Source organism: Pseudomonas sp. PDM01 (genome assembly GCF_014852325.1).
Classification (GTDB): Bacteria; Pseudomonadota; Gammaproteobacteria; order Pseudomonadales; family Pseudomonadaceae; genus Aquipseudomonas; species Aquipseudomonas migulae.
Genome location: NZ_JACVBK010000001.1, coordinates 44,109 through 57,548 on the forward strand (window position 1 = coordinate 44,109; position 13,440 = coordinate 57,548).

General features: G+C 56.9%; 11 protein-coding genes. 8 read left to right on the plus strand and 3 right to left on the minus strand.

The genetic code is table 11. From position 1 onward, the window contains the following. The first annotated feature begins 57 nt into the window (after positions 1-57). From IB246_RS00240 to IB246_RS00260, 5 genes are all read left to right on the plus strand, one after another. Positions 58-555, plus strand: a complete 498-nt coding sequence (locus IB246_RS00240; RefSeq protein WP_008041064.1) for a hypothetical protein — start codon at positions 58-60, stop codon at positions 553-555. 366 nt (positions 556-921) lie between these two features. Next, a complete protein-coding gene (locus IB246_RS00245; RefSeq protein WP_008041065.1) occupies positions 922-1,479 on the plus strand; it encodes a polysaccharide biosynthesis/export family protein in 558 nt (185 codons plus the stop codon). Positions 1,480-1,505: 26 nt separating this feature from the next. Next, complete coding sequence (locus tag IB246_RS00250) at positions 1,506-2,624, plus strand: hypothetical protein (protein ID WP_008041066.1); 1,119 nt, start codon at positions 1,506-1,508, stop codon at positions 2,622-2,624. Positions 2,625-2,644: 20 nt separating this feature from the next. Then, positions 2,645-4,210 carry a GumC family protein gene (locus IB246_RS00255; protein ID WP_008041067.1) on the plus strand — a complete coding sequence of 522 codons (1,566 nt, stop codon included), beginning with the start codon at positions 2,645-2,647 and terminating at the stop codon, positions 4,208-4,210. 86 nt (positions 4,211-4,296) lie between these two features. Continuing rightward, positions 4,297-5,028 carry a CpsD/CapB family tyrosine-protein kinase gene (locus IB246_RS00260; protein ID WP_223437084.1) on the plus strand — a complete coding sequence of 244 codons (732 nt, stop codon included), beginning with the start codon at positions 4,297-4,299 and terminating at the stop codon, positions 5,026-5,028. A 46-nt stretch (positions 5,029-5,074) separates the two neighbouring features. On the opposite strand, the gene galE is transcribed toward IB246_RS00260, so the two are convergent. From galE to IB246_RS00275, 3 genes are read right to left on the minus strand one after another with little or no spacing between them, the layout of a single operon-like run. Further along, positions 5,075-6,052, minus strand: coding sequence for a UDP-glucose 4-epimerase GalE (galE, locus tag IB246_RS00265; protein ID WP_008041069.1), 978 nt, complete (start codon positions 6,050-6,052; stop codon positions 5,075-5,077). Positions 6,053-6,095: 43 nt separating this feature from the next. Continuing rightward, positions 6,096-8,711: a cellulase family glycosylhydrolase gene (locus IB246_RS00270; RefSeq protein ID WP_032832596.1), complete on the minus strand. Its 2,616-nt coding sequence runs from the start codon at positions 8,709-8,711 to the stop codon at positions 6,096-6,098. A 5-nt stretch (positions 8,712-8,716) separates the two neighbouring features. Next, entirely contained in the window at positions 8,717-10,243 is a 1,527-nt protein-coding gene (locus IB246_RS00275) for an O-antigen ligase family protein (protein ID WP_008041071.1), read from the minus strand. Between the two features lie 95 nt (positions 10,244-10,338). Here IB246_RS00275 and IB246_RS00280 point away from each other — a divergent pair, with 95 nt between their 5' ends. Genes IB246_RS00280 through IB246_RS00290 form a run of 3 tightly spaced genes read left to right on the plus strand, consistent with a single transcriptional unit; the run spans position 10,339 to position 13,422 of the window. Next, entirely contained in the window at positions 10,339-11,715 is a 1,377-nt protein-coding gene (locus IB246_RS00280; protein ID WP_008041072.1) for an oligosaccharide flippase family protein, read from the plus strand. Positions 11,716-11,767: 52 nt separating this feature from the next. Then, entirely contained in the window at positions 11,768-11,962 is a 195-nt protein-coding gene (locus IB246_RS00285) for a hypothetical protein (protein WP_008041073.1), read from the plus strand. Continuing rightward, positions 11,959-13,422 (plus strand): GMC oxidoreductase, encoded by a 1,464-nt coding sequence (locus tag IB246_RS00290; RefSeq protein ID WP_008041074.1) that lies wholly within the window; start codon positions 11,959-11,961, stop codon positions 13,420-13,422. Before IB246_RS00285 ends, IB246_RS00290 begins: the two co-directional genes overlap by 4 nt. The last annotated feature ends 18 nt before the right edge of the window (positions 13,423-13,440 follow it).

Genomic DNA, 13,440 nt, shown 5'->3' on the forward strand with positions numbered 1-13,440 from the left:
GTAACGAATCCTTCATTCGATATCAGGAACACCCTGTGTGCAGGGAGGCGGGCTTCAATGCGTTCATCACTGGTTCTCAAATCCGTTTTGTTCTGCGTGCTCTTTAATGGTGCGGCCATTGCCACCGCACAAACGGCCAATTTGACCCGTGAAATTAACCGCATGGGCGATGCTTGCCAAGCGTATGGTCCAAAAGCGGGCATGACCGCCGCCGAGCAGGTTGGTGCCCCTTCAACCGTTGCAAACGGTCCTGGTGCGGCAGCTTCGGCCAGCGATACCAGCTTCGCTGATACAGCAAAAAATCAAATCAACAGCCTTATAGAATCCGCCACCAAGGTGGGCGCTACCGTCAATAGTTCTTCCTGTGACGGATTAATGGCGCAACTTGCCGTTGACAAGTTAACGGCAGATTCAGGTACGCAAAGTAAAGTTTTGAGTGGCGGGGATGATGCCCTCACCAATCAATCGAATGCAGTTCCGTTAGCAGCTGCCGCCTGGTTGTTTTCATCCGCGTTATTCGGTTTTGTCATGGTCGCCAACCGGCGGAAGGTGTAGCTAGCTTTTTGTTTTTGCTGGCGATTGTGTGGCGCATTGACACTAGTGATTGATATCAATTTGATCTGCTAGTGGGTTTGGCGATGTATTAGCTGAATGACGGGCTCTATTAAACAGAGTGCTATTAATTTGGCAGGCAGACATCGAGGTCGATATGTTTAACGACAACTTATTGTTAAATAAAAAACTTCCTTCGCCAGCTGTTTCCCGGCAGGCAATAGAGGCGTCAGGCCGACGAAAACCGCACGGCGTCGAACGCAAAAAACAGCCCCTTGATCGTTTCCTTGACCTAAAAATGAGCAAGAGTGATTTACCCCGGTTTTTATGCAAGACTCTTGGCAAGGCTACTTAGGCGGAGGGATCCCGATGTCGCGTTTCTGGTTACCTGTGGTCTGCGCGCTGGCAGTTATGCCCAGCATTTCCAATGCCGTCGCAAACGATGCTGCATACCGGTTGAGTCCGGGTGACAAGCTTGCCGTTTCCGTTTGGGGCGAAGAAAAGCTCAAGCAGGACGTGATCGTTCTTCCCAACGGAAGCATTACCTTCCCGCTGGCAGGGCAAGTCGATGTGGCGGGTCTCGATACCACCGCAGTCGAAGAGAAAATAGCTGCCAAGCTTGTAAAGTACATACCCGATCCGCAGGTGAGCGTTGTCGTCACCAGCACGGATGGCAATCTCGTGTACGTGCAGGGCAAAGTGTTGAAGCCAGGCAGTGTCCATTTATCAGGTCAAACGTCAGTGCTGCAGGTTTTGAGCGTGGCGGGCGGGCTCGACAAGTTTGCCGACAAGGATGAAATCAAGGTCGTGCGACTCAACGGGACCAAGCAACAGATCCTGCCAGTCAATTACAGCGATCTGATGTCCGGGCGTGACATGTCCACCAATATTCTCCTCCAGGCCGGCGATACGCTGGTCGTGCCTTAGACTTGCGCGATGCATTAAGGATTAACTTGCTTGCTCTTCGAACTACCGGGGTTGCCACTGCAACCCTGATCCTGTCGTGTTCCGGTGTGGCCCATGCGGCGACCTGGCAATCATCAATCGCGGTGCCTTCGACTGTCGAGTACGACAGCAATCCACTGTTGCTCACGAGTGGCGAGCAGGGTGTGACCCGCACCATCATCGCTCCCGAGTACGGCCTTGTCGGTACTTCCGGTCGGGATGAGTTTCAATTCGGTCTCGGTGTATACGTCGTGCGTTCTTCCGATACCGACATCGTGACGGACCGTGAAGACCCCCGATTGAAACTGGGGTGGCAGCGGGAAACCGAAACGGGCGGTTTTGGACTCACGGCCAGGTATGAAGAGAGTTCAACGCTCTCCACTGCCGTTCAGGAAACCGGCGTGGTAGCAGCCGACGGCACGCAAAAGCTGTATACCTTGGGCGGCAACTGGCATACGGCTCTCAGCGAGCGCAGTACGTTGCTCAACGAGACTGACTACACTCATGTCACTTACGACATTCCGACCCTGATCAACTACGACGAACTGGCCACCCGCTTTACGTGGAGCTACGCGTGGAGCGAGCAGACCGAGGTGTTCACCCGTTTAGGCGTCAGGCGCTATGAGCCTGAGAAGGGCTCTGCAGTGGCGTCCTCCTCAAACAGCTATACACCCACGGTCGGCGTGAACTTCCAGCTCTCCGAGCAGTTCAAGGGTACGGTGTACGCGGGCGTCAATCAGGTTTCCGGTTCGGGTGACGGCCCCAAGGGGCAGGGCGGATTGACCTTGCAATACACCGGCGAGCGGTTTGATGCAATCGTCGACGCCGGTCGCAGTACGGTCGCCAGCGGTGACGGCGGGTTCGTCGAGGCGGATAACCTGAAGGGAACATTCAGTTACGCCATCGATGAGATCCGACGCACCGGTTTTGATGCCTCCTGGCAGGACACCAAAGGCCAGACGCCGAACACTTTGCTTAATTACAGTGCCTGGATCAGTCAAGAACTCTCGCCTTTTTGGATTGCGCGCCTATCCTTCACGTACAAGGAGCGTCAGCAGGACGGCTTGCCGGATGCCAGCGCAAATATTGTCGGGATGACACTGATTTACAGTTACCCCGGTCTCTGAAATTCAGTTGTGTGAGAAATATGGCCTCTGAATACGAAATGTCGGTCAACGACTACATCGCCATCGTCAAACACCACGCCGTGCTGTTGATCGTGAGTTGCGCAGCCATACTTGGCGTGAGCATCGCGGTCGCGATGTCGCTGCCGCCCACGTTCGAGTCCTCTGGCACGATCCTGATCGAGTCGCAGCAGATCTCGCCTGAACTGGTCGCGACAAACAACGGCACCTTTGCCGATGAGCGCATCGAAGTCATTCGCCAGCGTGTGATGACCCGGGAGAATCTTTTAGCGATCATCGACAAATACAACTTGTTCTCTTCTCAAGGCCGGCAGTTGAGCGTTTCCGAGAAAATCGATGAAATGCGCAATACGATCGGGGTCACCCTGGTCAGCGCCGCGGTCAAGGGTCGCGGGGAAGTGACGATTGCGTTTCGTCTTTCCTTTGAGCACCGCCAACCAGAGATTGCCAACAAAGTGGCCAACGAGCTGGTGACGCTGTTCCTGAATGAAAACATCCGGCAGCGCACCGAGCGCGCCAATGAAAACACAGAGTTCGCAAAGCAGGAGGCGGACAAGCTCGAGGTTGCCCTGAATGCCCAGGACAGTCGCGTGGCGAAATACAAGGAGGAGCACAGCAAATCGCTGCCCGAGAATCGGGAATTGCTCACGAACATGTTGACCCGCGCCGAAAACGACCTCAAGGAAGTCGATCGTGACTACAAGGCTGCCCGTGAGGATTTGCGCTTCAATGAGTTGGAGCTTGTCGCCGCCAATGCCGGCGTAGCGACCAAGCCTGGCGTGGCGGGTGCAGCCGCTGACAAACCGCAGGATCTGGGCAGCCTCAAGGCGGAATACGTCCGTTTGCTGACGCTGTATACCGAAGCCCACCCCGATGTGCGTGCCGTGAAACGCAAGATTGCGGCACTTGAGGCGAACAAGTCGGTGGCGGGGAGTTCGGTAGTGTCCGTCAGTATGGATGTAGCGAAGGCTCAGGCGCGGATCGCGGCCACCGACGCACGTATCAAGTCGCTGGCCGATCAGAAGCAGCAGACGCAGCAGAAAATAGCCGAATACGAAGCGCAGATTATTGAAATGCCACAAGTCGAGCGCGGCCTGATCACGCTGATGCGTGACCATGACAACGCGAAAAAGAAATACGAGGAAATGCGCGCCAAGGAGATGAATGCGAGAATTTCCGAAAGCCTGGAACAGGAAAACAAAGCCGAGCGTTTTGTTCTCCTGGAGTCGCCGCTGATGCCTGAAAAACCGGTACGGCCGAACCGCAAGAAAGTGGTTGCCATGGGCTTCGTGCTTGCCCCTGTGGGCGCTGGCGCATTGGTGATGCTCCTGGAAATGCTGACTCAGCGTGTGCGCGGAGCTGAAGCCCTGGGTAGCGTGTTGGGGCGGCGTGTACTGGTTGCCATTCCCTACATTCACACCAAGGCGGAGCTGGCGAATCGCAAGAGGTGGCGAACGCGCTTGATCATCTGTGGGATAGTGGCATTCGTGATCTTTCTGGTGCTCGTGCACTTCCTCTACATGCCACTGGATCTTTTGATTTTTAAAGCTTTGGGCCGGTTTGCATAAGGAATACAGCCATGGAATTTAACAAGACCGATACCGAAGATGATGAAAAACAGTCGTCCTCGGCCCTCGTGGCCACGCCAAAAGCCATGACCGCAACCGGGCACTCTGCAGGTCTGAATGCGCTCAGTTATGTGCAAACCAAAGTTGTGCCTTTGCGCCCGGATCATCTCGAGCGTAACCGCATTGTGGCGTACAACAAGAACTCGAACATGGGCGGGGCGTTCGATCTGCTGCGCACGCAAGTTCTGAAAATCATGGAAGAAAACGGCTGGCGTACGCTTGCCATCACCTCGCCGACGCCGGAGGCAGGCAAGACGGTCCTGGCGATCAACCTGGCAATGAGCATCGCCCATCACACCACCAAGACTGCATTGCTGGTGGATTTTGACCTGCGCCGTCCGACAGTGGGTGCCTGCCTGGGTCTGCCGATGGATAAATCGCTCAATGAATACCTGGCCGACGAAGCGGAACTGCAAGAGGTTCTGGTCAACCCGACCTTGCCGCGTTTTGTCGTCCTGCCGACCCGTAAGCCGATTCCTCTCTCCACCGAGGTGTTGTCATCGCCCGCAGTGACCCATTTGATCAGTGATCTGCGTGAACGCTACAACTCGCGTATCGTGATTTTCGACTTGCCGCCAATCCTCAGCTCGGACGATGTCATTACCGTCCTGCCGAAATTCGACTGCGTCCTGCTCGTGGTCGCCAACGGCATGAACAGCAAGAAAGAGATCGAGGAAAGCCTGCATCACCTGGGCTCAGCCAATCTGATTGGTACGGTGCTGAACAAAGCCGAGCCACAAAACCGCTCTTACTACTAGCGCGTCACCCTTCGGCGCGCGGCGCGTTATGCTCCAGCGCCGACTGTCAGTGCCAAGGGTGCTTCTGCTCCCACTTCCAGGCGTGCGTCACGATCTCTTCAAGCGAGGCAAATTGAGTTTGCCAGCCCAGTATCGCGTTGGCCTTTCGGGGGTCGGCCACCAGCCGTGGCGGGTCGCCGGCACGGCGGGGCGCGTCACTGACGCAGAAGTCCTGGCCGGTGACGCGACGCACAGTGTCTATCACTTCCTGTACTGAAAACCCTTGGCCGTTACCGAGGTTGAACGCCGTGCTTGCGCCACCGGCCAGCAGATAATCCACGGCAAGTGCGTGAGCGGCAACGAGATCGACCACGTGGACGTAGTCGCGAATACAGGTGCCGTCCGGCGTGTCGTAATCCCGACCAAACACGGTGATGGATTCGCGTCGGCCCGAGGCCGCTTGCAGGATCAGTGGCAGCAGGTGGGTTTCCGGTTCATGGCGTTCACCCAGCTGTCCTTCAGGGTCGGCGCCGGCGGCATTGAAGTAGCGCAGGCACACCGATTTAAGACCGTAGGCGCGGTCGAAGTCTTCCAGTATCTGCTCCACCATCCACTTGCTGCGGCCATAAGGGTTGATGGCGGCCTTGGGATGTTCTTCGTCGATGGGCACGTATACCGGGTCACCATAGACGGCGGCGGTCGAGGAAAAAACCAAGTGTTTGACCTTCGCGCGCACCATGGCTTGTAGCAGCGTCAGCGTAGCGGCGAGGTTGTTCCGGTAATACTTGGCAGGCTCGGTGACGGATTCGCCGACCTGGATAAATGAAGCGAAGTGGAACACCGCATCAAAATGTTCAGCAGCAAAAACATCGTCCAGGGCTTGCGCGTCGGCGATGTCCAGTTCGACCAGCTTTCCGCCCGGCAAGGCGCTGCGGTAGCCGGTGGAAAAGTTGTCTGCCACCACCAGCTCGTGACCCGCACGCAGCAATTGTTTCACCATGTGCGAGCCGATGTAGCCTGCGCCGCCAATCACCAAAAACTTCATCCTGACCTCCTGGAAACTGTTCCTGTGCAAGCGGATTGCAGCGTCAGCGAGTGGCGTTTTTTCTCAAAAACAACCAATTGGACGCCTGCAGGTCGTCGAACTTGATCGTATAGCGTCCATCAACATAGGTTGCGGGCAGTTTCTTCATTTGTGCGAGCGTGCCGTTAGTAAAGAGCGTCAGGCCAGGCGGTGCCTGGAGGCTCAGCGTGCCCTCCAGAGGCTCCACATAAAACGGTGTTTTGTCGTCTTCCTTGGGGATGGCGCGGGTGCCCAATGAAATCAGCAAATCCTTCGATTGTGCGACGGGTGCGTTGTCCAGGCTCTGCACCACCACACTGGCATTCGCCGTTTTCACTTGCACCTTGATGTTGCCCAGGCTGATCGATTCGCCGCCGATCCAGCCGGTGACAGCCTGGGTACGGGGTGTATCGATGGTGTAGATGCCTTGTTTCCAGTTGCGCTTGAGCTCGCCCGTATCCGTCGTGGACTCGCTGGCATTGGCGTCCAGCAACGACTGGTCAGGGTCATGAAACACCTTGGCAGTGCTCGGGATAATGCCCGGCTGCAACCAGGCCAGTTCCGGCGTTTGTGGCATGGCGATTTGCAGCTTGCCTATCTCCATCGCCGTGCGCAGCAGTGCAGAATTGGCCGGTGACACGGGTTTGTTGAACAGGGTGTCGGGCGTCGGTGCGAAGACGTACGTCGTGTTGGCTTCGCTGACGTCACCGCGACGATAGAGCAAGGCGGCGGCGGGCAGGGTGGCCAGCATGGCGGGGTCGTTGTAGGCGTGCCAGTTATCGGCCGTTACCCAGTCGCCGTCGAATGATTGCTGGCTGTAGGCATATTGCATCAGCGCGTCCCAGCCTTGGTGGCTGGCGGTGCCGGCGACATAGAGTGGCAACGAGTGGCGGTCGGGTGTCGGGAATGGTTCGTTGTTCCACTCGGTGACGGTCAGGGGTTTGCCTGTCACCTGGCCGGCGGCGATCCAGTCGATGATGCCGTCGGAGGTGAGCGGGTTTTTCTCCAGCTGGCCCGCGCCGCCGTAGCTGTGAACGTCGATGACATCACCGCTGGTCAAGGCCGGCAATGAGCTCAGGCCGTCACCTCCCCAACTGCTGGTGGTGGCAATGGGCACCTTCACGCCGAGGTCGCGCAGATGCTGAATCATCTCTACGTTGAAACGCTGTTCCAGATCGTTAAGGAACAGTTTGGAGGGGCCATGCTCCCACGAACGCCAGGTCAGTCCTTGCGATAGATTGTGCTGGCTGGCAAAGACATCGGCCTGGTTTTTGTAGAGTTTCCAGTGCTTGGGAACTCCCTTGTCTCGCAACAGGGCATTGCCGAAGTGTTGAGTGACGTCGTTTTCGTTGGTGATCAGGACGGCGGCGATTGCCGGCTCGTCTTTGTAGGCGAGGCCGGTAAAGGGGTTTACGTGGGTCATGTAGGCTTCGGTGAAGCGTTTCATGGCCTGCTGAATGGTGATGTTTACATACGCGTAACCCTTGAGGCTGGCGTTGTTCTGCTCATTTTTTGGCAGCTCATCGAAGGCAAAAATGTTGTCCTTCGGCATAAGGGCTCGCTCGACGTGCATGTCGAGCCAGACATAAATACCTTCGTCTTTCAGGCACTTGATCCACCAGTCGATTTTTTTCAGCGACTGCGCGCTGAGTTGCTGAGTGTCATGCGTGAGGTCGCGCTCGCCAAAAATGTTCGGGCTGACCCAGGGTGAGTCATGGTGGTGCAGTCGCACGAGGTTGAAACCGAGTGCCGACAGGCGTTTGGCTTGCTGCTTGATTGCATCGTCGGACGTTTGGAACAGCGCGTAGGACGTGATGTTGGTGCCCCAGAAACGCGCCGGGGTGTTGTCGGCGAACATCAGCTGCTCGCCGGACGCTTTGACGAAACCGCGCTTGCCCGCAGGTTTTTCGCCAGCATTGAGAAACGACAGATCGACCGGTGAGGTTTTTATGTCGATGTTGTCGTTCGGCCAACGTGTCGGGTCCGTCAGGCCAAAGCGCTCGGTCAGGGTCGGGCCGAGTGTCACGTCACCCGAGACGCTCAAGGTGGCTTTGATGTTTTGCTGGCCGGGCCTGATCGTGCTTTTGTAGAAAAAAGCGCGCACCTCGGATCGGTCGCCGGGTTCAAAATAGACACTCGCCAGTGCCGGCTCAAAACGCATCTCGATGCGTCGTCCTTGTGCGTTTCCCCAGGCCCAGCCGCTGTTGTCGGGGAGCAGCACCGGTTCGCCCATTTCTGCCGCGAACAGTGCCGGGTCAAACTTGAAGACGATGCCCCCGCCCATTACACCCGACTTCGTGCTGTGCGCATCGAGGGCAAAGTTCCAGGTCAGCTTTTGCTCGCCGTCCTTTTGAATCTGCGCCGTCAAGTCGAAGTCCAGGTCTTTGTTCTGGCCTTCCAGGGAGTAACTGTGGGGGGCGTTTGCCTTGAACCGGGACGCAAAATACAACCACTCCCAGTTGCTTCCCCAGAAGGTGAATGTCGATGCCAAGACGGGGCTGCCACCGCGTGTCAGCATCGGCAGGCCGCTGCGCTCATCCACGCTCGCGACCCAGTCCGACGCCCAGCTCCTGAACGGCCAGATGGCAACGCACAGGAGCGCGATGAGCAGCAGAGGTGTGCGGCGAAACAAGCTGGGCATTGGCATTACCGAAGTTGAGGATGGGCACTTACAGCGGTTGCAGGTGAGGTTTGCCTGAGCTTGCGAACCATCTGGACATAGGCAACGCCCAGCCCGGCCACCGACCAATACACCACGGGGATTACCGTGATGCTGCTGACGGTAACGATGGTCACCAATATGCCCGCCAGCGTCGCGAAGAGCGCACGCCCCAGTCGGCGCGTCTCATCGTCCTTGTCGGAGAAAGAACGCATTGCCTTGCGCAGACCGAAGAGCACCGTGGCGAAAAAAGCCACGAACAGTGTCAGCCCGATCAACCCGACCTGCAGCGCCACGTTGATGTAGGTGTTCACGATATCGATGATGCCCTGGCCCTGAATCATGGACTGCATTTCCGGCGTGTTGCGGAAGTCGAAAGCGCCGAACAAGGGGTTGCGCTGGATCACGATCATTGCGTTATCGATCAAGCGTTGCCGGTACGTGATGTTCTCTACTTCGATCGTGCCTAAGAACGGTAGCAGGTCCAGCACTTTTTGCCCGCCAGGCACGACCGCCAGCAAGGACAGGGCGAGCACGCCGACCAACGCCAGCAGAATCAGGCGTTTGAAAGCGCTGCGGCCGGTGGCGATGAAGGTTGCGATCATGACGGCGGCCCCGATCCACGGGCCGCGCGACAGCGGTGCAAACAACCCGCCGGCCAGCAGCAGTGCGCCGAGGCGGCGCTGGAACTTGCTGCGCACGTTTTCCTGCAGATACATATAAAAGCCGATGGCTGTGCTGATCACGAAGCCCAGCGCAATCGCCTGGCCGGTCGTGGCGCTGGCGCGCAATGAACCGCCACGGTTCAGGTATCCGGACATTTCCCATTGCATGCCCAAGGCATCGATCAACGCGCTGTACAGCAGCCAGCTGCGGGCAAATTCGAACAGGCCAATAATCGACAACACCATGGAGGCGAGGACAAAGGCCAACAGTGCGTCCTTGAAGTCGCTGAGGTTTTTCAGTGCCCGGCTGGCCACGTAGTACGGCAGAAAAACTTCGATGAACATGTAGAGCACTTGGCGCAAGGTGTCGGTGGGCGTGGTTTCGCGCAGCAATAGCAGGCTCGCCAGCAGGATGTTGGCGGCCAACAGTTTGTCAGGCCAGGTCCGCCCGAATGCCAGCGTGTCTGCACGCTGGCGCAGCACAAAAAACGCCGGCAGCAAAACGCACAAGGACAGCAGGCGAATATGGTTGAGATCGAAAAAGTAGTTGATCACGCCCAAGCCTGGAATCTGCGCCGAGGCCGGCGGGACCAGAAACAGCAGAAAGAAGAACAGCGCGATGGGGTTGCGCTCGCGTTTTCCCGCGACGGTCATGATGACGGCGGCAACGGCTGCATACACCCAGAAGCTGTGCGAGACGAAGACCAGGAGCGTCAACACGAACCACAGATTGCGGCGACGCGTGAAGTCGCTGTAGGGGATAAGGTCCGCTGCAGCCCGGCGTGAAAGGGTAAAAACGATGCCGGCCAGAACCAGAATGACGGTTAACGCGCGTAAGTGCTCAGGCATGAGTTTTTAAACTTATTGAGTGGTGAGCGAAGCATAGTGGATTGCCTGATTGCGGCTATAGTAACGTTCGTGCCACAGAGTCCGGGATTGATGTTATGCCTTCAGTTGATTTATCGCCATCGTTGAGCCTGCGCAAGCGAGCGATATTCGCCGGAGCATGGAATCTCGGAGCACTTGTCACCTCTCAAGCCGTGCGCCTGGGCGGCAACCTGATCATGGCTCGCCTGCTGATGCCGGAGATGTTCGGCATCATGATTATCGCTACCACCGTTTCGGTCGTTATCCATTTGCTTTCCGATGTGGGCTTGCGCCAGAACATCATCCAGAGCCCGCGTGGTGACGATCCGGTATTTCTCAATACCGTCTGGACCGTGCAGATCGTGCGCGGTTTTATCCTTTTTGCCTTGACGCTTCTGATTGCAGGCCTGGCCTGGTTTGCGCAGGTCATCAATCTGTGGTCGCCTGGATCCACCTATGCCGCACCGGAGTTGCCGCTGGTGTTGGCCGTTACTGGCTTGTCCGCGCTCATCTATGGTTTTCAGTCGACAAAGGTCGACGTGGCCGTTCGTGCATTCCAGCAAAAGAAAGTCGTGCTCGCCGAGTTTGCGTCCCAGATTTCCGGCCTGCTGGTGATGCTGGTTATCGGCTACTTCACCCGGTCTATCTGGTCGCTGGTGGGGGCGGGTCTGGTTTCCGCCCTGGTCAGCCTGCTTCTGGGGCATTTCTGGTTTAAGGGCCCGCATAACCATCTGCAGTGGGATCGCAGTGCGCTCCAGGAGCTGGTCGTCTTCGGGCGCTGGATATTGTTGTCGTCGGCAGTGGGCGTATTGGCCATGAATGGCGATCGCATCTGGTTCGGCGGCAGCATGTCGGCCGCCGAACTGGGTGTTTATTCCATTGCCGTGCTGATTCTGGGGGCTATTACTCTCGGCGCGCAGAGGCTGGTTGGCGCCGTGGCGTTGCCAGCTTTCAGCGAGGCGGCAAGAAGCAATGACACCGTACGGCTGCGCGCTTTGTATGACCGCTTCAGACTGATTATCGACATCGCCTTGCTGTTTATTTGCGGGCTGTTGTGGGTCATCAGCCCTCTCATCATTCACTGGTTATATGATGAGCGTTATGCCGAGGCCGGCAACATGATGGCCGTGCTCTCACTGTCTTTCTTCATCTTGCGCTATGGCGTGGCGCATCAAGCCTGGCTTGCCTTGGGGCTCACGAAGTACCAGGCCATGGATAACATTATTCGCGCCATCTCGTTATGGGTGTTACTGCCGCTGCTGCTGGCCGTTGGCGGCGTGAAATATGCAATTTGGGGTGTCGCGCTGCATACGTTTCCTACACTTGTGCTAATTGTTTATGTGAACCGTCGTGTGGGGCTGTTCAATCTCAAACGAGAGCTGGCTGTACTGCCAATGGTGCTGGTAGGCGTCGGGTTTGGGGAGTTAGTGTTGGGCCTTGCCAATTGGCTTTGACTTGATTCAAGTCTTTTGCAGTCTTCAATTTCAATGTCGGGGAGCTTGAAGCATGAGTGAACTTGATTTGAATATCTCCGCGATGGGGCGCAGAGAACTCCTCCAGGCGTTCGCTCTATTGAGTCTGGGGGGGATGACATTTGGACTGCCCTCGCTCCTTGCTTCGCCTTCTTCTGAAAAAAGCGGGTTTGTCGTCGTCAACGGCTGGGTGTTGCCGGCCCAGTATTTTCGGCAAACGCGAACATGATCAAAGATTACCAATCGCAGAAAGAACTCCGCGATCATTATGACTTCTGCATCATCGGGGCCGGGCCGGCGGGCATCACGCTGGCGTTGCGCCTGGCCGGGAATGGTCGGCACGTGTTGCTGATCGAGGGCGGGGGGCACGAGTATTCGCAGCCCTCGCAAACCCTTTATGACTGCCCCTCGACAGGCCTGGATGTCTACGCACATGAAACACGCCTGCGCTTTCTCGGCGGCACGTCCAACCACTGGGCGGGGCGTTGCCGTCCCTTCGAGAAGTCAGACTTCGAAATGGCTCCTCCGGTCAAACTGCCCGGCTGGCCCATCGCGTTTTCCGAGATCGAGCGTTATCTGCCAGCGGCCATGGCTATTGTGGATCTTCCGACGGATTCCGGGTTCAAGGCCATTAATGCGTCCATGGATGGCAACGACTTTGACGCGGATCGTTTCCTGCTGAGCCCGCCGACACGATTTGCACAAAAATACGCCAAGGAACTTCAAGAGACCGAGGGGCTTGATGTCTTCATCAATTGCAACTGTGTCGATCTTGAGTTCGATGCCAAGACCGGCCGCATAGCCACCATCGTTGTGTCCGATTACGAGAAGCACCGGGAACGAGTGAAGGCAAAGCAATTCATTCTGGCGACGGGCGCCATCGAGAATGCCCGGCAGCTGATGAACAGCGAGTCCCTGGCATCCGCCGGGATTGTCAGCAAGGACGGTTTTGTCGGCAGATGTTTCATGGAACACCTGAACCTCGAACTGGGTACCTTCATTCTGGGGGAGGGGCAGAGTACCGAGCCTCGGCAGTATTTCACCACCGATGCGTTTGTCGCGCACTTTCAGTCAGGTAAAGGGAACGTTTCTGCTGCGCTGCTGGCGGAGGTCAAAGCCTATGGGCGAACAGCGGCCATCAAGGGTTTTCTGGAGACCCTCGTCTGCGACGTCGGATTGGGGCACAAGATCGATTTCATTACGAACTTCAATTGCCCTGGCGACGGGGTGATTACCACCCTCATCGAACAATTTCCCAACCTTAACAGCCGCGTCAATTTGCTCGAGGCGCGAGATGCCTTGGGGATGCGCAAGGTCAACATCAACTGGGAGCTGGTCCTCGAAGACAGGCATACCATCAAATCGATAGGGCTGGAGGTGGCGAAGTGTTTTGCCGAAACGGGGTTGGGCTTCGTCAAGCTGCATGAGTACGTGTATGACGTCTCTGTGCCACTGAAAGTGACGCCCCATGCTCATCATATGGGGACTACACGGATGGCCTCGGCGCCTGAGTCCGGTGTGGTCGACGAGAACTGCAAAGTGTTCGGCACCGAGAATCTTTACGTGGCGGGCAGCAGTGTCTTTCCTACAGCCGGTGCGAGCAATCCGACCATGCCGCTTTTACAGCTTACCCTGAGGCTGGCAGATCATCTCAATCATCAAGAGGGCCCGGCGGGCAGATATTCCTGATACTACAATCAAAAAAAC

What these genes read in the sequence shown, in the direction of transcription:
- IB246_RS00240 (WP_008041064.1), top strand. Translation starts at nt 58, where the DNA reads ATGCGTTCATCACTGGTTCTCAAATCCGTTTTGTTCTGCGTGCTCTTT.
- IB246_RS00245 (WP_008041065.1), top strand. Translation starts at nt 922, where the DNA reads ATGTCGCGTTTCTGGTTACCTGTGGTCTGCGCGCTGGCAGTTATGCCC.
- IB246_RS00255 (WP_008041067.1), top strand. Translation starts at nt 2,645, where the DNA reads ATGGCCTCTGAATACGAAATGTCGGTCAACGACTACATCGCCATCGTC.
- IB246_RS00260 (WP_223437084.1), top strand. Translation starts at nt 4,297, where the DNA reads ATGACCGCAACCGGGCACTCTGCAGGTCTGAATGCGCTCAGTTATGTG.
- galE (WP_008041069.1), bottom strand. Translation starts at nt 6,052, where the DNA reads ATGAAGTTTTTGGTGATTGGCGGCGCAGGCTACATCGGCTCGCACATG.
- IB246_RS00270 (WP_032832596.1), bottom strand. Translation starts at nt 8,711, where the DNA reads ATGCCCAGCTTGTTTCGCCGCACACCTCTGCTGCTCATCGCGCTCCTG.
- IB246_RS00275 (WP_008041071.1), bottom strand. Translation starts at nt 10,243, where the DNA reads ATGCCTGAGCACTTACGCGCGTTAACCGTCATTCTGGTTCTGGCCGGC.
- IB246_RS00280 (WP_008041072.1), top strand. Translation starts at nt 10,339, where the DNA reads ATGCCTTCAGTTGATTTATCGCCATCGTTGAGCCTGCGCAAGCGAGCG.
- IB246_RS00285 (WP_008041073.1), top strand. Translation starts at nt 11,768, where the DNA reads ATGAGTGAACTTGATTTGAATATCTCCGCGATGGGGCGCAGAGAACTC.
- IB246_RS00290 (WP_008041074.1), top strand. Translation starts at nt 11,959, where the DNA reads ATGATCAAAGATTACCAATCGCAGAAAGAACTCCGCGATCATTATGAC.